The organism is Frondihabitans peucedani, from assembly GCF_039537585.1.
In the GTDB taxonomy this organism is placed as follows: domain Bacteria; phylum Actinomycetota; class Actinomycetes; order Actinomycetales; family Microbacteriaceae; genus Frondihabitans; species Frondihabitans peucedani.
The window spans coordinates 201,882-221,924 of the sequence record NZ_BAABAU010000001.1; the positions used below are offsets into that span (position 1 = coordinate 201,882).

At 69.1% G+C, this 20,043-nt stretch carries 19 protein-coding genes; 17 read left to right on the plus strand and 2 right to left on the minus strand.

Annotation, left to right across the window (positions count from 1 at the left end; translation table 11 throughout):
* Positions 1–128 precede the first annotated feature (128 nt).
* The 9 genes from ftsZ to ABD733_RS00960 all read left to right on the plus strand — a co-directional run bounded on the left by ftsZ (position 129) and on the right by ABD733_RS00960 (position 10,159).
* Positions 129–1,280 (plus strand): cell division protein FtsZ, encoded by a 1,152-nt coding sequence (ftsZ, locus tag ABD733_RS00920; protein WP_344793166.1) that lies wholly within the window; start codon positions 129–131, stop codon positions 1,278–1,280.
* A gap of 4 nt (positions 1,281–1,284) precedes the next feature.
* Positions 1,285–1,974, plus strand: coding sequence for a YggS family pyridoxal phosphate-dependent enzyme (locus ABD733_RS00925; protein ID WP_344793167.1), 690 nt, complete (start codon positions 1,285–1,287; stop codon positions 1,972–1,974).
* A 34-nt stretch (positions 1,975–2,008) separates the two neighbouring features.
* Positions 2,009–2,599, plus strand: a complete 591-nt coding sequence (locus ABD733_RS00930; protein WP_344793168.1) for a cell division protein SepF — start codon at positions 2,009–2,011, stop codon at positions 2,597–2,599.
* Positions 2,600–2,654: 55 nt separating this feature from the next.
* Positions 2,655–2,960: a YggT family protein gene (locus ABD733_RS00935; protein WP_344793169.1), complete on the plus strand. Its 306-nt coding sequence runs from the start codon at positions 2,655–2,657 to the stop codon at positions 2,958–2,960.
* Positions 2,961–3,122: 162 nt separating this feature from the next.
* Positions 3,123–4,001, plus strand: a complete 879-nt coding sequence (locus tag ABD733_RS00940) for a DivIVA domain-containing protein (protein ID WP_344793170.1) — start codon at positions 3,123–3,125, stop codon at positions 3,999–4,001.
* A gap of 28 nt (positions 4,002–4,029) precedes the next feature.
* The gene (lspA, locus tag ABD733_RS00945; RefSeq protein ID WP_344793171.1) at positions 4,030–4,602 is read left to right on the plus strand and encodes a signal peptidase II; all 573 of its coding nucleotides are present in this window, start codon (positions 4,030–4,032) and stop codon (positions 4,600–4,602) included.
* On the plus strand, positions 4,599–5,522 hold the full coding sequence (locus ABD733_RS00950; protein WP_344793172.1) for an RluA family pseudouridine synthase: 924 nt from the start codon (positions 4,599–4,601) through the stop codon (positions 5,520–5,522). Before lspA ends, ABD733_RS00950 begins: the two co-directional genes overlap by 4 nt.
* 78 nt (positions 5,523–5,600) lie before the next feature.
* Positions 5,601–9,116, plus strand: coding sequence for a DNA polymerase III subunit alpha (dnaE, locus tag ABD733_RS00955; protein WP_344793173.1), 3,516 nt, complete (start codon positions 5,601–5,603; stop codon positions 9,114–9,116).
* A gap of 59 nt (positions 9,117–9,175) precedes the next feature.
* Positions 9,176–10,159, plus strand: a complete 984-nt coding sequence (locus ABD733_RS00960) for a hypothetical protein (RefSeq protein ID WP_344793174.1) — start codon at positions 9,176–9,178, stop codon at positions 10,157–10,159.
* A gap of 13 nt (positions 10,160–10,172) precedes the next feature.
* On the opposite strand, the gene ABD733_RS00965 is transcribed toward ABD733_RS00960, so the two are convergent.
* Complete coding sequence (locus ABD733_RS00965) at positions 10,173–10,742, minus strand: GIY-YIG nuclease family protein (RefSeq protein WP_344793175.1); 570 nt, start codon at positions 10,740–10,742, stop codon at positions 10,173–10,175.
* Between the two features lie 72 nt (positions 10,743–10,814).
* Between ABD733_RS00965 and hisD the strand changes: the two genes are divergently transcribed.
* The 3 genes from hisD to ABD733_RS00980 are packed head-to-tail and all read left to right on the plus strand — an operon-like array spanning position 10,815 to position 13,750.
* A complete protein-coding gene (hisD, locus tag ABD733_RS00970; RefSeq protein WP_344793176.1) occupies positions 10,815–12,125 on the plus strand; it encodes a histidinol dehydrogenase in 1,311 nt (436 codons plus the stop codon).
* Between the two features lie 54 nt (positions 12,126–12,179).
* Positions 12,180–12,668 carry a transcriptional regulator NrdR gene (gene nrdR, locus ABD733_RS00975; RefSeq protein ID WP_344793177.1) on the plus strand — a complete coding sequence of 163 codons (489 nt, stop codon included), beginning with the start codon at positions 12,180–12,182 and terminating at the stop codon, positions 12,666–12,668.
* Positions 12,665–13,750, plus strand: coding sequence for a quinone-dependent dihydroorotate dehydrogenase (locus ABD733_RS00980; protein ID WP_344793178.1), 1,086 nt, complete (start codon positions 12,665–12,667; stop codon positions 13,748–13,750). The genes nrdR and ABD733_RS00980 overlap by 4 nt, the downstream gene beginning before the upstream one ends.
* A 113-nt stretch (positions 13,751–13,863) precedes the next feature.
* Here ABD733_RS00980 and ABD733_RS00985 read toward each other — a convergent pair whose 3' ends face one another.
* Positions 13,864–14,442: a DUF3043 domain-containing protein gene (locus tag ABD733_RS00985; protein ID WP_344793179.1), complete on the minus strand. Its 579-nt coding sequence runs from the start codon at positions 14,440–14,442 to the stop codon at positions 13,864–13,866.
* Positions 14,443–14,485: 43 nt separating this feature from the next.
* Here ABD733_RS00985 and ABD733_RS00990 point away from each other — a divergent pair, with 43 nt between their 5' ends.
* The 5 genes from ABD733_RS00990 to ABD733_RS01010 all read left to right on the plus strand — a co-directional run bounded on the left by ABD733_RS00990 (position 14,486) and on the right by ABD733_RS01010 (position 19,677).
* Positions 14,486–15,898, plus strand: coding sequence for a dipeptidase (locus ABD733_RS00990; protein WP_344793180.1), 1,413 nt, complete (start codon positions 14,486–14,488; stop codon positions 15,896–15,898).
* A 58-nt stretch (positions 15,899–15,956) separates the two neighbouring features.
* Positions 15,957–16,343, plus strand: coding sequence for a HesB/IscA family protein (locus tag ABD733_RS00995; protein WP_344793181.1), 387 nt, complete (start codon positions 15,957–15,959; stop codon positions 16,341–16,343).
* Between the two features lie 246 nt (positions 16,344–16,589).
* Entirely contained in the window at positions 16,590–17,486 is an 897-nt protein-coding gene (gene ctaC / locus ABD733_RS01000) for an aa3-type cytochrome oxidase subunit II (RefSeq protein WP_344793182.1), read from the plus strand.
* 15 nt (positions 17,487–17,501) lie between these two features.
* Positions 17,502–19,247, plus strand: a complete 1,746-nt coding sequence (ctaD, locus tag ABD733_RS01005) for an aa3-type cytochrome oxidase subunit I (RefSeq protein ID WP_344793183.1) — start codon at positions 17,502–17,504, stop codon at positions 19,245–19,247.
* Between the two features lie 7 nt (positions 19,248–19,254).
* Entirely contained in the window at positions 19,255–19,677 is a 423-nt protein-coding gene (locus ABD733_RS01010; protein WP_344793184.1) for a cytochrome c oxidase subunit 4, read from the plus strand.
* Positions 19,678–20,043 lie beyond the last annotated feature (366 nt).

The following is a 20,043-nucleotide window of genomic DNA, read 5'->3' on the forward strand; positions in this document are numbered from 1 at the left end:
TGTGACTGCAGGATATGCATACTGAGCATAAGTTTAAGCTTCAAGTAGAACTTTAGGCTTACCCGAACACCAGGGTTGCTGAACACCAGTGTTGCCATAACGACAGAACTTTTCAGGCGGAGGCCGACGTGACAACGAACCATAACTACCTAGCCGTCATCAAGGTCGTCGGTGTCGGCGGCGGTGGCGTCAATGCCGTCAACCGCATGATCGAGCTCGGACTCCGCGGCGTCGAGTTCATCGCGATCAACACCGACGCGCAGGCCCTCCTGCTGAGCGACGCCGATGTCAAGCTCGACGTCGGCCGCGAGCTGACGCGCGGTCTCGGCGCCGGCGCCGACCCCGAGGTGGGTCGCCGCGCGGCGGAAGACCACGCGGAGGAGATCGAGGAGGCTCTGGCCGGAGCCGACATGGTCTTCGTCACCGCGGGCGAGGGCGGCGGCACCGGCACCGGTGGCGCACCGGTCGTCGCGCGGATCGCCAAGAGCATCGGCGCTCTGACCATCGGTGTCGTCACGAAGCCGTTCGGCTTCGAGGGCCGCCGCCGCCAGGCTCAGGCCGAGGCGGGCGTCGCCCAGCTCAAAGAAGAGGTCGACACCCTCATCGTCGTCCCCAACGACCGCCTGCTCGAGATCTCCGAGCGCGGCATCTCGATGGTCGAGGCCTTCGGCACGGCCGACCAGGTGCTCCTCGCCGGTGTTCAGGGCATCACCGACCTCATCACCACGCCCGGCCTGATCAACCTCGACTTCGCCGACGTCAAGAGCGTCATGCAGGGGGCCGGATCCGCGCTGATGGGCATCGGCTCGTCCCGCGGCGCCGACCGGGCTATCAAGGCGGCCGAGCTGGCCGTCGCGTCGCCCCTCCTCGAGGCGTCCATCGACGGCGCCCACGGCGTCCTGCTCTCCATCCAGGGCGGATCGAACCTCGGCATCTTCGAGATCAACGACGCTGCTCGCCTGGTCCAGGAGGCCGTCCACCCCGAGGCGAACATCATCTTCGGTGCCGTCATCGACGACACCCTCGGCGACGAGGTGCGCGTCACCGTCATCGCCGCCGGCTTCGACGGCGGCGAGCCCACGACGAAGACGAAGGAGCGCCGCTCGAGCTTCGTCGAGTCCGACGGTCCGGCGACCACCACGGTGGCCGGCGTGAGCGCGATCGCCGACAGCGGCACCATGCCCACCTACCAGCGCCCCGAAGAGGCCGCCACGCGCGCCTCCGACCCGGTGTTCGACGACGGCGACGACGACCTCGACGTCCCCGACTTCCTGAAGTAGGGGCATGACCGCGACCGGCGCCGAGCTGGAAGACCGCCTCGGCGGGATCCTGAGCAGGATCGCCGACGCCGCACGGTCCGCCGGACGAGCGCCCGAGAGCGTCACCACCATCGTGGTGACGAAGTTCCACCCCGAGTCGCTGGTGCGCGAGCTCTACTCGCTCGGCATCCGCGACGTGGGGGAGAACCGGCACCAGGAGGCGCAGGCGAAGGCTGCCTCGACGAGCGATCTCGACGGGCTCCGCTGGCACTTCGTGGGGCAGCTCCAGTCGAAGAAGGCCCGGCAGGCGCGCGCGTACGTCGAGGCGGTCCACTCGCTCGACCGCGACAGCGTCGTCGACGCCCTCGGTGTCGACGACGGCCGCGTGGTCGACGGCTTCGTCCAGATCAACCTCACCGACGACCCGGGTCGCGGCGGTGTCCGTCCCGATGCTCTGGAGCCGCTCGTGGAGCGCGTCCTCGCCGCGCCCGGACTCGCCCTCCGCGGTGTCATGGCCGTCGCGCCCCTCGACGAGGACCTTCGACCGGCCTTCGCGCGGCTCCGCGAGCTGTCCGACGTCGTGAGGTCTCTCGATCCTGCGGCCGACGCCGTCTCCGCCGGCATGTCGCACGACTTCGCCGAAGCGATCGCCGAAGGCGCGACACACCTGCGAATCGGGACGGCAATCACGGGAAACCGGCCGGACGCTGGTTAATGTCGTCTCAGACGAGCCACGACCGGAGGACACCATGGCGAACCCGCTGAAGAAGAGCCTGATCTACCTGGGTCTTGCCGACGAAGAACTCGAGTACGACGAGTCCGTCGCGCAGGAGACCCCGGCCCGCGCCGCCGCACCGGCACCCGCGCAGGCCACCGCGCCCCAGCCGGCCGCAGCGCACGCGCCGCACGGCTCGCACCCCGTGCAGAAGACCGCGCACGCCCCCAAGCAGGCACCCGCGTCGCCCGTGCAGCCGGCCCCGGCCGCCACGGCGAACCGCGCTCCCGTGACGCCCCTGCGTCGCACCACGACGACCAAGAATGCGGCTCCCACCGAGATGAACGAGATCCTCACAGTCCACCCCCGCGAGTACAAGGACGCCCAGGCGATCGCCGCGAGCTTCCGCGACGGCATCCCCGTCATCATCAACCTCTCGCAGATGAGCGAGGGCGACGCCCGCCGCCTGGTCGACTTCGCCAGCGGTCTCTCCCAGGGTCTGTACGGCAAGATCGAGCGAGTGACGAACAAGGTGTTCCTGCTCTCCCCGGCGCACATCGCGGTGAGCGGAGATGCTGCTGAGGTAGAGTCCGACATCGAAGCGTCGTTCTTCACGCAGTCCTAGAAGTTTCCGCCCGCGGGTCCACCGCGCCCGAGCCGTGCGAGTTGATGGCCCACCCATGATCGTCCACCTCTTCGCGACGATCGTCTACGTCGCACTGTTCGTCTTCTTCCTGCTGATGTGGGCGCGGTTCATCTTCGACCTCACGCAGTCCGTGAGCCGGAGCTACCGCCCCCGCGGCGCCCTCCTGGTGCTCGCCGAGGTGACCTACACGACGACCGATCCGCCCATCAAGGCGATCCGCCGCGTGCTCCCCCCGATCCGGCTCGGCTCGGTCGCGCTCGACTTCGGATGGAGCATCGTGATGCTCGCGGTGGTCATCCTCATGAGCGTCGCCTCCGCCGTGTCGCGCTCCGCCCTCTAGCGGCCGGAAGCCGCGACGCGACCTTCAGCCTGCAGGTCAGGTCGACTGTTGTCGTTGTAGGCTGTCCGCGCACGGTGTCTCCGCACGGTCCCATCCGGGTCCTGCAGCACGGGGGAGACACCCCCACAAACCACGATCCAGAAGATTCACGAGGTGACGGCAATGGCTTTGACGCCGGAAGACGTAGTCAACAAGCGGTTCCAGCCGACGAAGTTCCGTGAGGGCTACGACCAAGACGAGGTCGACGACTTCCTCGACGAGGTCGTCGTCGAGCTCCGCCGACTCGGCCAGGAGAACGAAGAGCTCCGCCAGCGCCTCGCCGCCGGCGAGTCGCGCATCGAGGAGCTCCAGAAGTCGGCCTCCGCCGCTCCTGCTGCCGCCCCGGTCGCCTCCGCTCCCGCCGCGCCCGAGCCGACTCCGGTCGCCGAGCCCGAGCCCGTCGCCGCAGCTCCCGAGCCGACCCCCGAGCCCGAGCCGACCCCGGCACCGGCCCCTGCCGCCGCCGCCGTCTCCGCACCCCCGGCGTACACCGCCCCGAGCGCCGACGAGACCACCAGCACCAACAACCTGCTGCAGCTCGCCCGCCGTCTCCACGAGGAGCACGTCCGCGAGGGCATCGAGAAGCGCGACCAGCTCATCGCCGAGGGTCACGCCACCGCCGCCCGCATCGTCTCCGAGGCCGAGGCCGCTCAGCGCGCCCAAGTCGAGCAGTTCGAGGCCGAGCACCGCGCGCAGGTCGAGAAGATCGAGGCCGAGCAGAAGGCCCGCACGGAGCAGTTCGACAACGAGTACCGCGCCCGCGCCGAGAAGATCGAGAACGAGCAGCGTGCGCAGGTCGAGCGCCTCGACAACGAGCGCATCGGTCTCGAGCACCGCATCGAGAGCCTCCGCAGCTTCGAGAGCGAGTACCGCCAGAAGCTGAAGGGCTACATCGAGGGCCAGCTGCGCGAGCTCGAGGGCGACGGGGCCGGCTCGGCACCCGAGCCCGTCTCGGCTCAGTCCAGCGCGCCCGCGAGCTACCAGGGCTTTGGCTCGAACTAGCACGGCCGCGACGAAGGCCAGTGTCCGCATGCTGCTGACACTGGCCTTCGTCGCTGTCATCGTCTATCTGCTCGACCAGGGCACCAAGTGGCTGGTCACGCACAACCTGACGCTCGGACAAGACGTCGACGTCCTGGGCCCCTGGCTGAGGCTCCACTTCGTGAAGAACCCCGGAGCGGCGTTCTCGCTCGCGACCGGGTCGACCTGGGTCTTCTCCCTCGCCGCTGCGGCGGTCGTGGTCGCGATCATCGTCTTCGCGCGCAGGATCCACTCGTTCCGCTGGGCGCTCATGCTCGGGATGCTCCTCGGCGGCACGCTCGGCAACCTCACCGACCGGCTCTTCCGGGAGCCCGGCTTCGGCGTCGGCCACGTCGTCGACTTCATCTACCTCCCGTGGATCCTGCCCGCCATCTTCAACGTCGCCGACACCTTCATCGTGTCGAGCATGGGGCTCCTGCTGCTGCTGACGCTGCTCGGCGTGGGGCTCGACGGGGTGCGGGCCTCGAAGCGCGTCGACGCCGACGGCGTGGGTTCCGACGAGGCCTCGGGCGTCGATCCTGCGCACCCGGTCGCTTCCGCTCCCGCCCGAGACGACTCGTGAGCGAGACGAGGTCGCTGCCGGTCCCCGACGGGCTGGCGGGCGAGCGCGTCGACGCCGCTCTCGCGAAGCTGCTCGGCTTCAGCCGGACCTTCGCCGCCGAGGTGGCGGCCGCGGGCGGGGTCACGGTCGACCAGAAGACCGTCGGCAAGTCCGACCGCCTCGACGCAGGATCGTGGCTCGAGGTCACCTGGGAGCCGCGTCAGGGGCCGTCCGTGGTCGCGGCGTCCGTGCCCGGCATGGACATCGTCCACGACGACGACGACATCGTGGTCGTCGACAAGCCGGTGGGCGTCGCCGCTCACCCCTCGGTCGGCTGGACCGGGCCCACCGTCCTCGGCGGACTCGCCGCAGCCGGCTTCGCGATCTCCACCAGCGGCGCCGCCGAGCGCGCCGGCATCGTGCACCGCCTCGACGTCGGGACCTCCGGGCTCATGGTCGTCGCGAAGTCGGAGCGCGCGTACACGCTGCTCAAGCAGGCGTTCCGCGAGCGGACGGTCGAGAAGATCTACAACGCGGTCGTGCAGGGCCACCCCGACCCGCTCACCGGCACGATCGACGCCCCGCTGGGCCGCCACCCCTCCTCGTCCTGGAAGTTCGCGGTCGTCGTCGACGGCAAGCCCTCGGTCACGCACTACGAGACGGTCGAGGCCTTCCGCGCCGCCTCGCTCCTCGAGATCCACCTCGAGACCGGGCGCACGCACCAGATCCGGGTCCACATGGCCGCTCAGCGGCACCCCTGCGTGGGCGACACGCTCTACGGCGCCGACCCGACGCTGTCGGCCCGCCTGGGTCTGACGAGGCAGTGGCTGCACGCCGTCCAGCTCGCCTTCCACCACCCCGCCACGGGGGAGTGGGTGGAGTTCCGGTCGACCTACCCGGACGACCTCCGGCACGCCCTCGAGGTCCTCCGCGCCGCCTGAGAGCGACACGCCCGACGATGTCGGCGGCCCCGGTTAGGCTGATTCCGCCCCACTCGCGACGACCCTCCAGGAGGCGCTTTGCCCACGAGCACCGATTCCTTCGTGCACCTCCACGTGCACAGCGAATACTCGATGCTCGACGGGGCCGCGCGGGTCAAGCCCCTCATCGAAGAGGCCGCCAAGCAGGGCATGCCCGCGGTCGCGGTCACCGACCACGGCAACGTCTTCGGCGCGTTCGACTTCTACAAGACCGCCACCGACGCCGGCATCAAGCCGATCATCGGCACCGAGGCCTACATCACGCCCGGCACCCACCGGTCCGACAAGACCCGCGTGAAATGGGGCGACGGCGGGCGTGACGACGTCTCCGGCGCCGGCGCGTACACGCACATGACTCTTTTGTCGGAGTCGACCGAGGGCATGCACAACCTGTTCCGGCTGTCGTCGAAGGCGTCGCTCGAGGGCTACTACTTCAAGCCGCGGATGGATCGCGAGATCCTGTCGGAGCACGCCAAGGGCCTGATCGCGACCACCGGCTGCCCGAGCGGCGAGGTGCAGACGCGCCTCCGCCTCGGCCAGTACGACGCCGCAGTCCAGGCGGCGAGCGACTTCCGCGACATCTTCGGCCGCGAGAACTACTTCGCCGAGATCATGGACCACGGGCTCGGCATCGAGCGCCGGATCATGGACGACCTGCTCCGCCTGGCGAAGCAGCTCGACCTCCCGCTCGTCGCGACCAACGACCTCCACTACACGCACGAGCACGACGCCACGAGCCACGCCGCGCTCCTGTGCGTGCAGTCCGGGTCCACCCTCAGCGACCCCAACCGCTTCAAGTTCGACGCCGACGAGTTCTACCTGAAGTCGGCCGCGCAGATGCGCCACCTCTTCCGCGACCACCCCGAGGCCTGCGACAACACCCTCCTCATCGCCGAGCGATGCGAGGTGAAGTTCGACACCGAGGCGAACTACATGCCCCGGTACCCCGTCCCCGAGGGCGAGACCGAGGAGACCTGGTTCAAGAAGGAGGTCGAGAAGGGCCTCGCCTACCGCTACCCCGACGGCATCACGCCCGAGGTCCGCGAGCGGGCCGACTACGAGGTCGGCGTCATCGCGCAGATGGGCTTCCCCGGATACTTCCTCGTCGTGGCCGACTTCATCAACTGGTCGAAAGACCACGGCATCCGGGTCGGCCCCGGCCGTGGGTCCGGCGCCGGGTCGATGGCCGCATACGCCATGCGGATCACCGACCTCGACCCGATCCGGCACGGCCTGATCTTCGAGCGCTTCCTCAACCCCGACCGCGTGTCGATGCCCGACTTCGACGTCGACTTCGACGACCGACGCCGCACCGAGGTCATCAACTACGTGACCGAGAAGTACGGCTCCGAGCGCGTGGCCCAGATCGTCACCTACGGCACGATCAAGGCGAAGCAGGCCCTCAAGGACTCCTCGCGCGTGCTCGGCTTCCCGTTCGGCATGGGCGAGAAGCTGACGAAGGCGATGCCGCCCGCGATCATGGGCAAGGACATCCCGCTGACGGGCATCTTCGACCGCGAGCACCCGCGCTTCAAAGAGGCCGGCGACATCCGGGCCGTCGTCGAGGGCGACCCCGAGGCCAAGACGGTCTTCGACACCGCGCTCGGCCTCGAGGGGCTGAAGCGCCAGTGGGGCGTCCACGCGGCGGGCGTGATCATGTCGAGCGATCCGCTGATCGACATCATCCCGATCATGAAGCGCGAGCAGGACGGCCAGATCGTCACGCAGTTCGACTATCCGGCCTCCGAGGCGCTCGGCCTGATCAAGATGGACTTCCTGGGGCTCCGCAACCTCACGATCATCAACGACGCCCTCGACAACATCAAGACGAACCGCGGCTTCGACCTCGTGCTCGAAGAGCTCGAGCTCGACGACAAGGGCGCCTACGACCTCCTGGCCTCCGGCGACACCCTCGGCGTGTTCCAGCTCGACGGCGGGCCCATGCGCGGTCTCCTCCGGCTGATGAAGCCCGACAACTTCGAAGACATCTCGGCGGTCATCGCGCTCTACCGCCCCGGGCCCATGGGTGCGAACTCTCACACCAACTACGCGCTCCGCAAGAACGGCCTCCAAGAGATCACGGGCATCCACCCCGAGCTCGAGGAGCCGCTCCGCGAGGTCCTCGGCGGCACCTACGGCCTGATCATCTACCAGGAGCAGGTGATGAGCGTCGCGCAGAAGCTCGCCGGCTTCTCCCTCGGGCAGGCCGACATCCTGCGCCGCGCCATGGGCAAGAAGAAGAAGTCCGAGCTCGACAAGCAGTTCGCCGGCTTCCAGCAGGGCATGGTCGACAACGGGTACTCCGCCGACGCCGTCCAGAAGATCTGGGACATCCTGCTGCCCTTCTCCGACTACGCCTTCAACAAGGCGCACTCGGCCGCCTACGGCGTCGTCTCGTACTGGACCGCCTACCTCAAGGCGCACTACCCGGCCGAGTACATGGCCGCGCTCCTCACGAGCGTCGGCGACTCGCGCGACAAGCTCGGCCTCTACCTCAACGAGTGCCGCCGCATGGGCATCAAGGTCCTGCCGCCCGACGTGAACGAGTCGATCGGGTTCTTCGCGGCCGTCGGCGAAGACATCCGCTTCGGCATGGGCGCGGTGCGGAACGTCGGCTTCAACGTCGTCGACCACATCATCGCCGCCCGGCAGGAGAAGGGCGCCTTCTCGTCGTTCCACGACTTCCTCCGCAAGGTGCCGATCCCCGTCGCCAACAAGCGCACCATCGAGTCGCTGGTAAAGGCCGGCGCCTTCGACTCTCTCGGCGACACGCGGCGCGCCCTGGTCGAGATCCACGAGAGCGCCGTCGAGGCCGCGGTCAGCGAGAAGCGGGCCGAGGCGAACGGCCAGGTCGGCTTCGACTTCGACTCGCTGTGGGACGAACCCGAGCAGGTCCAGCAGGTGCCGGCCCGGCCGGAGTGGTCGAAGCGCGACAAGCTCGCCTTCGAACGCGACATGCTCGGCCTCTACGTCTCCGACCACCCGCTGGCCGGTCTCGAGCTCCAGCTGGCCAAGCACGCGTCGACGACGGTCACGCACATCACCTCGAGCGACGACTCCATCGACGGCGAGACCGTCACCGTCGCGGGTCTCATCACCAGCGTCCAGCACCGCGTCGCCCGGAACTCCGGCAACCCGTACGGCATCATCACCGTCGAGGACTTCTCCGGCGAGATCAGCGCCATGTTCCTCGGGAAGACCTACCAGGAGTTCGGGCCGACCCTCGTGGGCGACGCCATCATCGTCCTGAAGGGGCGCGTGAGCGTCCGCGACGACGGCATGAACCTCCACGCCGTGAGCATGTTCCAGCCCGACCTCGGGGTCGCGGCGAGCAACGGCCCGCTCGTGCTGAGCATGCCCGAGTTCCGCGCCACCACCGACGTCGTCACGGAGCTCGGCGCCGTCCTCGGCCGGCACTCCGGGAGCACCGAGGTGCGCCTCCGCCTGTTGAAGGGCGACAACGCGCGCACCTTCGAGATCCCGATGCCGGTCGACATCACGGCCGACCTCTACGGCGAGCTGAAGAGCCTGCTCGGGCCGGGCTGCCTGCTGTAGGGCGCGCGGTGCCGGCTCTGCCCGCGTCGATGTCGGTGGCTCGCCCTACCGTCTGAGGCATGCCCGAGCCGATCCGCCAGTGGTGGTCGAGGCGCCAGGTGTCCCGCGGGGCCGAGGTGCCCTACCCCGTCGGCAGCTACCGCGACGCGTGGCAGTCGTTCCCGATGCTGGTGCGCCAGTACCACCCCGAGTTCAACGACGGCATCGTCCTCAGCCAGATCCCGCCGGCGGCCGACGTGTTCCTGTGCTGGCAGTGCGACGTCGGGCACGTCTTCGTCGCGACGCCCGCCGAGCAGCGCTCCCGTCCGGGGCGGGAGCGGGAGCGCCGCCGCTCCTCGTGGTGCCCGGACTGCCTCGAGGGGGCGCGGCCCCGCACGCCCGCCATGCCGATGCGCGAGGGGCCGGTGGCCGAGGCGCCGGCCGGGCCGCGGGCGGTCGCTCCCGCGGTTCGGCGCGCTGGTGGTGCTGCCGGTGCTGCTGCTGCCTCTGGTGCTTCTGCTGCGCCCGCCCGTCCCGCCTCTGCCGCGCCTGCCCCGGCGCGCCGGTCACGGCAGGCTGCTCGCCCGGCCGCGAGCACCGTCTGCTCCAAGACCCCGGCTCTCCCGGCCGGCGAGCCCTTCGCCAGCGTCTGTGCCCCGTCGCCCGCGTCCGCCGTCGAAGGTGAGCTCCGTGCGTTCCTCCTCGAGCGCCTGGAGTTCACCGCGGGCCTCAACGCCATCCGGCTCGCCCGCCCGTTCTTCGATCACCTCGAGGCCTGGCCCGACGTGATCCTGCCCGAGCTCCGGGTCGCCGTCGAGTACGACTCGACGGGGCGCTTCGGGCTCGAGCACGTGGGCCGGCGAGAAGAGGCCGACCGTCGTAAAGACAGGGCTCTCCGAGGGGCAGGATGGGAGGTCGTCCGCATCCGCACGGGCCGCCTGCCCGCTCTCGGCCCGCATGACCTGCAGGTCGGCAGCCTCTCGAAGAAGGCGCTCGAGGCGCTCGTCGACGAGCTCCGCGTCATCCGCGGCGCGCTCATCGTCGACGCCTACCTCCTGCGCTGAGGCGCCCTGCTGCTCACACCCGGAGCGACAGCGCCGCGCTCACCCACCGCGCGTGCGCGTCCCACGGGTCGGGCTGCCCTTCGGCGATCAGCGCCACGTGGGCCTCGAGTTCGGGGGAGCGGTCGAACCACTCGCTCCGGCCCAGCCGACAGGCCGCGAACTGCACGTGCCGCGCGTGCTCGACCTGCCGGTCGCCGCGCTCGAAGGCGAGCAGCTCGTCGTGCCACAGGCGCGCCAGACGCTGCCGCGGGTTGGCTGTCGTGCCGATCTTGATCCTGCCCTCGAACCTGAGGTAGTAGACGACGTCGACGCGGGGCGCCGGCAGCTCGGAGTCGACCACGTCGCCGAAGCGCCACTCGCAGACCCCGCACGCTCGACCCGACGGGTACCGGACCGCGAGGCGTGAGCCGCAGGCGGGGCAGGGCTCCTCGGCCAGATCGACGACGCCCGAGTCGTCGTCGACGAAGTCGTGGGCGAGGGCGAGGTGGCGGTCGCAGAGGGGCACCGGTGCGTCGGCCGGCACCTCGCCCGCGCAGGATCCGCCCGCCCCTGCTCCCGAGCAGCGGCGCGCGACAGAAGGCATGCCGCCACGCTATCCACAGCCCCCGACATCGGTCAGGCCCCTGGCCGACCCTCCCGATAGTCTTGGACGGCCATGATCCAGACCACCGATCTCCGCGGGCAGAAGCCCAGCCGAAGCGAGCTCCTCGCTCTCATCCCGCGCGCCCGGGTCGACGTGTCCGTCGCCACCGAGGCCGCTGCGGAGCTCATCGCCGCCGTCCGCGAGCGGGGCGCCGACGCCCTGCTCGATCAGGCCGAGCGCTTCGACCGGGTCCGCCCCGCGGCCCTCCGGGTCTCCGCCGCCGAGATCCAGAGCGCTGTGGACGCGCTCGACCCCCTGGTCCGCGAGGCACTCGTCGAGTCGATCGCCCGGGTCACCGCGTCCAGCGCGGCCCAGGTGCCGCCCGAGCAGACGACGCACCCGGCACCGGGCGCCACGATCCTGCAGCGGTGGCAGCCGGTGGAGCGGGCCGGCGTCTACGTCCCCGGCGGCAAGGCCGTCTATCCGTCGAGCGTCGTCATGAACGTCGTGCCCGCACAGGTCGCCGGCGTCTCCTCCATCGCCCTGGTGTCTCCGGCTCAGGCCGCCTTCGGCGGGTCCGTCCACCCCACCATCCTCGGCGCCGCAGGCCTCCTCGGCATCGACGAGGTCTACTCGATCGGCGGAGCCGGTGCCATCGGTGCCCTGGCCTACGGCGTCGACTCGCTCGGGCTCGAGCCGGTGCAGGTCATCACGGGGCCCGGCAACAACTTCGTGGCAGCGGCCAAGCGCCTCGTGCGCGGCGTGGTGGGCATCGACTCCGAGGCCGGGGCGACCGAGATCCTGGTCATCGCCGACGCCACCGCCGACGCGACCCTCGTCGCCGTCGACCTCATCAGCCAGGCCGAGCACGACGAGCAGGCGTCGGCGGTCCTGGTCACCGACTCGGCCGAGTTCGGCGCGCGCGTCGTGGCCGAGGTCGAGCGCCTCGCGCCACTCACGGCCAGCGCCGAGCGGGTCCTCACAGCCCTCGCCGGCCAGCAGTCGGCCGTCGTCCTCGTCGACGACCTCGAGGCCGCGGCGGCCTTCAGCAACGCCTACGGCCCGGAGCACCTCGAGATCCAGACCGCCGACGACGACGCCACGCTGGGCCTCATCCAGAACGCCGGCGCCGTCTTCGTCGGCCCGCACACGCCGGTCAGCCTCGGCGACTACCTCGCGGGATCGAACCACGTGCTGCCGACCGGCGGGCAGGCCCGCTTCTCACCCGGCCTCGGGGCCTACACGTTCCTGCGGCCGCAGCAGATCGTCCGCTACGGGGCCGAGCCGCTCGAGGCGGTCGCCGAGCGCCTCATCGCCCTCTCGCGCGCCGAGCTCCTGCCCGCGCACGGCGAGGCCGTGGCAGCGCGCTTCGACCGGCCGTAGCGCTGCGGTCCGACCACCTGATCGCCCGACGTCGCACGATATCCTGAGGCCACCATGTTCTGCCCCTTCTGCCGTCACCCCGATTCCCGAGTCGTCGACTCCCGCACCAGCGACGACGGCACGTCCATCCGTCGTCGGCGCCAGTGCCCCAACTGCGGTCGCCGGTTCTCGACGACCGAGACGGCCAGCCTCGCGGTGATCAAGCGCAACGGCGTCCTCGAGCCCTTCAGCCGCGAGAAGATCATCTCCGGCGTCCGGAAGGCCTGCCAGGGGAGGCCCGTGACCGACGGCGACCTCGCCGTGCTCGCGCAGAAGGTGGAGGAGGCCGTGCGGGCCAGCGGCGCGTCTCAGATCGATGCGAACGAGGTGGGGCTCGCGATCCTGCCGCCCCTCCGCGACCTCGACGAGGTCGCCTACCTCCGGTTCGCGAGCGTCTACCAGGCCTTCGAGTCGCTCGACGACTTCGAGGAGTCGATCCGGACCCTCCGCCAAGACCACGCCGACAAGCAGGCCACCACGGGCTCCGCGGCGGCCGACCGGTGACGACGTCGCAGGAGACCTCCGCCGAGACGCCGTCGCCTCGGGGCGGCCTCTACCAGTTCGTCTTCACGAACTTCTTCGTCAGGATGGACCCGGAGCGGGCCCACCACTTCGCGTTCCGGTTCATCCGCGCCGTGCCGCGGGTCCCGATCCTGCGCACGGTCGTCCGACGAGCGACACGGCCGCACCGGTCGCTGCGCGTCGAGACCCTCGGCCTGAGGTTCCCGTCGCCGTTCGGTGTCGCGGCGGGCTTCGACAAAGACGCCACCGGCATCGCCGGGCTCGGGGCGCTCGGCTTCGGGCACGTCGAGGTGGGCACCATCACGGCCAAGCCGCAGCCCGGCAACGAGCGTCCGCGCCTCTTCCGCCTCGTCGCCGACCGCGCGGTCGTCAACCGCATGGGCTTCAACAACGGCGGCGCCGTCCGGGCCGCCGGCGTCATCGGGCGGGCGCGACACCAGCGGCACCGGCCCGTCATCGGCGTCAACATCGGCAAGAGCCGGGTCGTCGAGGTCGACGACGCCGTCGCCGACTACCTCGTGTCGACCCGGCTGCTGGCGCCCCTGGCCGACTACCTCGCGGTGAACGTCTCGTCGCCCAACACGCCCGGCCTCCGCGGCCTGCAGGAGATCGAGAAGCTGACCCCGCTCCTGACCGCGGTGCGAGACGCCGCGGGCAGCACGCCCGTCCTGGTGAAGATCGCCCCCGACCTCGACGACGACGCCGTCCGCGACGTCTCCCGCCTCGTCCTCGACCTCGGTCTCGACGGCGTCATCGCCACCAACACGACGATCTCCCGCGACGGCCTCACCTCGAGCCCCGCGCTCGTCGAGGCAGCCGGTGCCGGCGGGCTCTCGGGCGAGCCCGTCGCAGCCCGGTCGCTCGAGGTCCTCCGGATCGTGCGCTCGATCGTGCCCAGGGAGCTCTGCGTCATCTCGGTGGGCGGCGTCTTCACCGCCCGCGACGTCCACGAGCGGCTCGAGGCCGGCGCGACCCTGGTGCAGGGCTACACGGGGTTCCTCTACCTCGGCCCGCTCTGGGCCCGCCAGATCAACCGCGGCCTGCGCGAGCTGCGTCGCGGCTGAAACGGGGCGCCTGGGTTCGACGATCTCGTCGCGCGATCGTCCCGACACGCAGTCCGGCCCGGGACACCAGTCGTTGACGGTGTCCGGGGCCGGAATGCGCGTGGCGAGGCTGCTCAGCTCGGGAACTGGCCGCGCTTCACCTGCGGCTTGGGCAGGCGCATCGGCTTCAGCTGCAGCGCGCGCATGGCCGCGTACCAGCGGAGACCCGACTCGATCTTGTCGGCGCCGACCTTGTCGCCCAGCTTGCGGCGGATCCGCTGCCCGACGAGGAGGCAGTCGATGATGGCGACGATGAAGTAGGCCCAGAGCAGGATCAGGACGATCGACGAGGCGTTCGGCACGAGGCTGAGCAGGATCACGACGACCATGATCGGGATCATCGCCTCGCCGACGCTGTAGCGGGCGTCGACGTAGTCGCGGACGAAGCGGCGCTGCGGGCCGCGGTCGCGTGCCGGCAGGAACTTCTCCTCGCCGTTCGCGAGGCCGATGCGGGCACGGTTGCGCTGCTCGGCGACACGGTCGCGCTGCGCCTTCTGGGCCTCCTTGCCCTTGGCGACGAGCGGACGCTGGTTGGCGGCCTCGCGCTCCTTGCGGGTCGGCGTGGGGCGCCCCTTGCCGGTGGCGGTGCCGTTGACGGTCGTCGAGCTGCCGTCGGTGGAGTTGTCGGGGGAGATGATGGGTGCCTTGGCCACGGGTGATCCTCGCGTATCGTCGAAGAACCTAAGATTACCTGTCATGAGTGAGACCTCCTACCCCGTGACCGCGACCGACCCGGAACTCGCAGGGAGGATCAGGGAGGCCGTCCAGGGCGGTCTGCCGTCGTCGATCGCCGACCTCTCCTCGCTCGTCAAGATCCCCTCGGTGTCGTGGGACTCCTTCGATCCTGCGAACGTCGAGCGGAGCTCCGAGGCCGTCCGGGCCCTCGTCGAGAGCACCGGCCTCTTCGACAGCGTCGCCACCTCCAGGGCCCCGATCGAGGGCGACGTCCTCGGGCACCCGGCGGTCCTCGCAGTGCGGATGGCGAGGAACGGCCGTCCGACGGTCCTCCTCTACGCGCACCACGACGTGCAGCCGGAGGGCGATCCTGCGCTCTGGGAGACCCCGCCCTTCGAGCCGACGGTCCGCGGCGACCGTCTCTACGGCCGCGGCGCCTCCGACGACAAGGCCGGAGTGATGACGCACGTCGCGGCCCTCCGCGCGGTCCACGAGATCCTCGGCGACGACCTCCAGGTGGGCGTCGTCGTCTTCATCGAGGGCGAGGAGGAGTTCGGCTCGCGCTCGTTCACGAACTTCCTCGCGCAGCACCGCGAGGAGCTCGCCGCCGACCTGATCGTGGTCGCCGACGCCGACAACCCGTCGACCACCGTGCCCGGACTCACCGTCGGCCTCCGCGGCAACGTCACCTTCAAGCTCACCGTCAAGACGCTGTCGCACGCGTCGCACTCCGGCATGAACGGGGGAGCGGTGCCCGACGGCATGCTCGCCATGATCAAGCTGCTCGCCACGCTCCACGACGACGCAGGATCCGTGGCGGTCGCCGGGCTGACGAGTCGCGACGCCGACTACCCCGACTACCCGGAGGAGCAGCTCCGCGAGGAGACCGGCCTCCTCGAGGGCGTCTCGCCGATCGGCACCGGGCACATCCTGAGCCGTCTCTGGTCGAAGCCGTCGATCACGGTCACGGGCATCGACGCGCCGAGCGTCGTCAACGCCTCGAACACCCTGAGCCCCGAGATCTCGGTCAAGATAAGCGCCCGCGTCGCCCCCGGCCAGACGGCCGCCGACGCCTACGACGCGCTCGAGAAGCACCTCCTCGAGCACGCTCCGTTCGGTGCCCGCGTCGAGATCACCGACGTCGACCGCGGCAACGCGTTCCTCGTCGACACCTCCGGCTGGGGCGTCGCCGAGGGGATGCAGGCGCTCGAGGAGGGCTGGGGCCAGCCCGCGCAGCAGGTGGGCGCAGGAGGCTCGATCCCGTTCATCGCGGACCTCGCGGAGGTCTTCCCCGAGGCCCAGATCCTGGTCACCGGGGTCGAGGACCCCGACACGCGGGCGCACTCGCCGAACGAGTCGCAGCACCTCGGCGTGTTCCACCGGTCGATCCTGAGCGAGGCGCTCCTGCTCGCGAGGCTCGACGCGCGTTCCTGACCTGCTTACACTTGAGGGGACGTGCGCTTCGCGCACCCCTCAGCTCGAAGGAGGCACCATGACCGACATCGCTACCGCACCCGCTGCGACCACTGACGCTCTGAAGATCGAGTACCCGACCCACGGTGTCGGGCTCTCCGACACCGCCGCAGGCAAGGTCAAGAGCCTCCTCACCCAGGAGGGCCGCGACGACCTGCGTCTGCGCGTCGCCGTCCAGCCCGGCGGCTGCTCGGGCCTCATCTACCAGCTCTACTTCGACGAGCGGCTCCTCGAGAACGACGCGCTTCGCGACTTCGACGGTGTCGAGGTCGTCGTCGACAAGATGAGCGTCCCGTACCTCGACGGCGCCTCGATCGACTTCGAAGACACCATCGAGAAGCAGGGCTTCACGATCGACAACCCCAACGCGCAGGGCAGCTGCGCCTGCGGCGACAGCTTCCACTGACGCCTCGCCTCCTGTCGGTCGGGCTCGCGCTCGTCGGCTCTCGTGGAGGCGGCATCCAGACGACGGAGGGGAACCACCCAGGAGGGCGGTTCCCCTTCGTCGTCCCCCGGCGAAGTTCCTTCCACGTCGAGCGAACCGCCCCTCCAGAGGAGAGAGAGACCTCGTGGCTGCGAGTAGGCTAAGCGTGCTCCGTCTCTTCCTGAGAAGCGGTGCGCGCCCCACAGTTGAGTCATCCGAGAGGTAACAGTGCGCTCAAAACGTCGTCTCCGACTCGCAGCCATTCCCGTGGCTGCAGTCCTGGTCCTCGCCCTCGCCGGGTGTACTCAACAGCAGCTCCAGGGGTGGCTTCCCACCGAGGCCGGCACCACGAACCACGTGAACAGCATCATCGGCCTCTGGGTCACGTCCTGGATCGTCCTCCTCGGCGTCGGCATCATCACGTGGAGCCTCATCATCTGGGCCGTCGTGGTGTACCGCCGTCGCAAGAGCCAGACCGGGCTCCCCGTGCAGCTCCGCTACAACATGCCGATCGAGATCTTCTACACGATCGTCCCGCTGTTCCTCGTGCTCGGGTTCTTCTTCTTCACCGCGCGCGACCAGGCGGCCATCGAGAAGCCGACGGCGAACCCCGACACGACGATCACCGTCTACGGCAAGCGCTGGGCCTGGGACTTCAACTACATGGACACGGCTGACAAGAAGAACAGCGTGTACACCCAGGGCATCCAGGCGCAGGAGCTCGGCAACGGCAACGTCGACGAGTCGAAGCTCCCGACCCTCTACCTGCCCAAGGGCAAGTCGGTCGAGATCATCCTCAAGTCGCGCGATGTCAACCACTCGTTCTGGGTCGTCGACTTCCTGTACAAGAAAGACCTGATCGCAGGCAAGACCAACTACGAGTACTTCACGCCTCTGAAAGAGGGCACGTACGCCGGCAAGTGCGCCGAGCTGTGCGGCGAGTACCACTCCCTGATGCTCTTCAACGTGAAAGTCGTGTCGCCGAGCGCCTACCAGGCGTACCTCGACAAGCTCCGCGCCGAGGGCAACGTCGGTGACCTGGGCGACCAGTACAACACCAACACCAACCAGCCCGACAACAAGGCTCCGGTCGCCGCAGGCACCGACAGCACCTCGAGTAAGTAAGGCAGGCAGAATTCGATGAGCTCAGCCACCGCAACACGTCCTGCCACAGGCGGGCAGTCCTCCAGCCAGGACTTCACCACGACCCGGGTCGGCCGCAAGGGCAACACCGTCGTCCGCTGGATCACGTCGACCGACCACAAGGTCCTCGGGTACATGTACCTGATCACCTCGTTCCTCTACTTCCTCATCGGCGGCGTCATGGCGCTGGTCATCCGCGCTCAGCTCGCTGCGCCCGGGCTGTCCGTCGTCGAGACGAAGGAGCAGTACAACCAGCTCTTCACCATGCACGGCACGATCATGCTGCTGCTGTTCGCGACGCCCCTCTTCTCGGGCTTCGCGAACGCGATCATGCCCCTGCAGATCGGTGCCCCCGACGTCGCCTTCCCGCGACTCAACGGCTTCGCGTTCTGGCTCTACTTCTTCGGCGCGATCGTCGTCGTCGCCGGCTTCCTGACCCCGGCCGGTGCGGCCTCTTTCGGATGGTTCGCCTACGCGCCTCTGTCCGACACGACATTCACACCGGGTCTCGGCGGAAACCTCTGGGTCTTCGGCCTGGCGCTGACCGGCTTCTCGACGATCCTCGGTGGCGTCAACTTCATCACCACGATCATCACGATGCGCGCCCCCGGCATGACGATGTTCCGCATGCCGATCTTCACCTGGAACACGCTCATCACCTCGATCCTCGTGATCATGGCGTTCCCGGTCCTGGCTGCAGCACTCTTCGGCCTCGGCTTCGACCGCGTGTTCGACGCGAACGTCTTCAACCCCGCCAACGGCGGCGCGATCCTGTGGCAGCACCTGTTCTGGTTCTTCGGGCACCCCGAGGTCTACATCATCGCTTTGCCGTTCTTCGGCATCGTGTCGGAGGTCTTCCCGGTCTTCAGCCGGAAGCCGATCTTCGGCTATAAGACCCTCGTCTACGCGACCATCTCCATCGCCGCACTGTCCGTCACCGTATGGGCGCACCACATGTACGTCACCGGCTCGGTCCTCCTGCCCTTCTTCTCGCTGATGACGATGCTCATCGCCGTCCCGACGGGCGTGAAGATCTTCAACTGGGTGGGCACCATGTGGCGCGGCTCGATCACGTTCGAGACCCCGATGCTCTGGGCGATCGGCTTCCTGATCACGTTCACGTTCGGTGGTCTGACCGGTGTCATCCTGGCTTCGCCGCCGCTCGACTTCCACGTGTCCGACTCATACTTCGTCGTCGCCCACTTCCACTACGTGGTGTTCGGCACCGTCGTGTTCGCGATGTTCTCCGGCTTCTACTTCTGGTGGCCCAAGTGGACCGGCAAGATGCTCAACGAGCGTCTCGGCAAGATCCACTTCTGGCTCCTGTTCGTCGGCTTCCACACCACGTTCCTCATCCAGCACTGGCTGGGCGTCATGGGCATGCCGCGTCGGTACGCGACCTACCAGCCCGAAGACGGCTTCACGTGGATGAACCAGCTGTCGACCACCGGCGCCATGCTCCTCGGCGTCTCGATGCTGCCCTTCATCTACAACGTCTACATCACCGCCAGGCTCGCGCCCAAGGTTCAGGTGAACGACCCTTGGGGCTACGGCCGCTCGCTCGAGTGGGCGACCTCCTGCCCGCCGCCTCGCCACAACTTCACGTCGATCCCGCGCATCCGTTCGGAGTCTCCCGCGTTCGACCTGAACCACCCCGAGGCCGGCCTGCCCGTCGGTATCGGCCCGTTGAAGGACGCACCGGATGCGCCCACCTACGACGCCGCGCAAGAGAAAGTGAAGTAGTCCGTCCATGAGAGCGCAATCGAACATCTTCTGGATCCTGGCCGTCTTCTTCTTCCTGGCCGACGCGGCGTACACCGTGTGGAGCCTGCTGTCGCAGGAGTTCAAGGCGGTCGAGTGGACGGGCACGCTGGGTATCGGTCTTGCCGGCATCCTGTCGATCTTCCTGGCCTACTACATGAACCGGTCGCACTTCGCGCAGACCGGCGAGCTCCCCGAAGACCGCCTCGACGCCGAGATCGACGACGGCGACCCCGAGATCGGGTTCTTCAACCCGTTCAGCTGGTGGCCCATCGTCCTCGCGGCCGGTTGCACCATGGTGTTCCTGGCTCTCGCCGTGGGCATGTGGCTGATCTTCTTCGGTGCTGCAATCACTGCGGTCGCCCTCGTCGGCTGGGTCTACGAGAACTACCGCGGGGTCTACCGCCACTAGGCGGCCTGGTCCTCCTGCATTCGAGCGGGGCATCACCTTCGGGTGGTGCCCCGCTTCGTTGTGTGCAGCGGCAGCTGCTGCTATTGCTGGCCGGAGCGAGCCTGTCGAGATCGCGGGAGGCGTCGCTCTCGTCTCGCGGAGGCGACTCCTCCTGCGTTCTGGAGCTGCCGCGGCCGTTTGCCTAGGCACTGGCGGCTTGAGGTCGTGACCCCGCTGCCGGCTCGTTCCTCACGCGCGTCGCACGTGTCTTTGGTTACCGTGCTGTGGAGTCGTCAGGCACCTCGTCGAGATCGCAGTAGACGCCGCTCACGTCTCGCTGGGGCGACTTCTCCTGCGATCTGGTCCCGCCGCCTCCGAGGGCTCTCC

Bases quoted from the DNA above. Each gene is read 5' to 3' on its own strand.
- ABD733_RS00925 (WP_344793167.1), top strand. From the start codon at position 1,285: ATGACCGCGACCGGCGCCGAGCTGGAAGACCGCCTCGGCGGGATCCTG.
- ABD733_RS00930 (WP_344793168.1), top strand. From the start codon at position 2,009: ATGGCGAACCCGCTGAAGAAGAGCCTGATCTACCTGGGTCTTGCCGAC.
- ABD733_RS00935 (WP_344793169.1), top strand. From the start codon at position 2,655: ATGATCGTCCACCTCTTCGCGACGATCGTCTACGTCGCACTGTTCGTC.
- ABD733_RS00940 (WP_344793170.1), top strand. From the start codon at position 3,123: ATGGCTTTGACGCCGGAAGACGTAGTCAACAAGCGGTTCCAGCCGACG.
- lspA (WP_344793171.1), top strand. From the start codon at position 4,030: ATGCTGCTGACACTGGCCTTCGTCGCTGTCATCGTCTATCTGCTCGAC.
- ABD733_RS00960 (WP_344793174.1), top strand. From the start codon at position 9,176: ATGCCCGAGCCGATCCGCCAGTGGTGGTCGAGGCGCCAGGTGTCCCGC.
- ABD733_RS00965 (WP_344793175.1), bottom strand. From the start codon at position 10,742: ATGCCTTCTGTCGCGCGCCGCTGCTCGGGAGCAGGGGCGGGCGGATCC.
- hisD (WP_344793176.1), top strand. From the start codon at position 10,815: ATGATCCAGACCACCGATCTCCGCGGGCAGAAGCCCAGCCGAAGCGAG.
- nrdR (WP_344793177.1), top strand. From the start codon at position 12,180: ATGTTCTGCCCCTTCTGCCGTCACCCCGATTCCCGAGTCGTCGACTCC.
- ABD733_RS00990 (WP_344793180.1), top strand. From the start codon at position 14,486: ATGAGTGAGACCTCCTACCCCGTGACCGCGACCGACCCGGAACTCGCA.
- ABD733_RS00995 (WP_344793181.1), top strand. From the start codon at position 15,957: ATGACCGACATCGCTACCGCACCCGCTGCGACCACTGACGCTCTGAAG.
- ctaD (WP_344793183.1), top strand. From the start codon at position 17,502: ATGAGCTCAGCCACCGCAACACGTCCTGCCACAGGCGGGCAGTCCTCC.
- ABD733_RS01010 (WP_344793184.1), top strand. From the start codon at position 19,255: ATGAGAGCGCAATCGAACATCTTCTGGATCCTGGCCGTCTTCTTCTTC.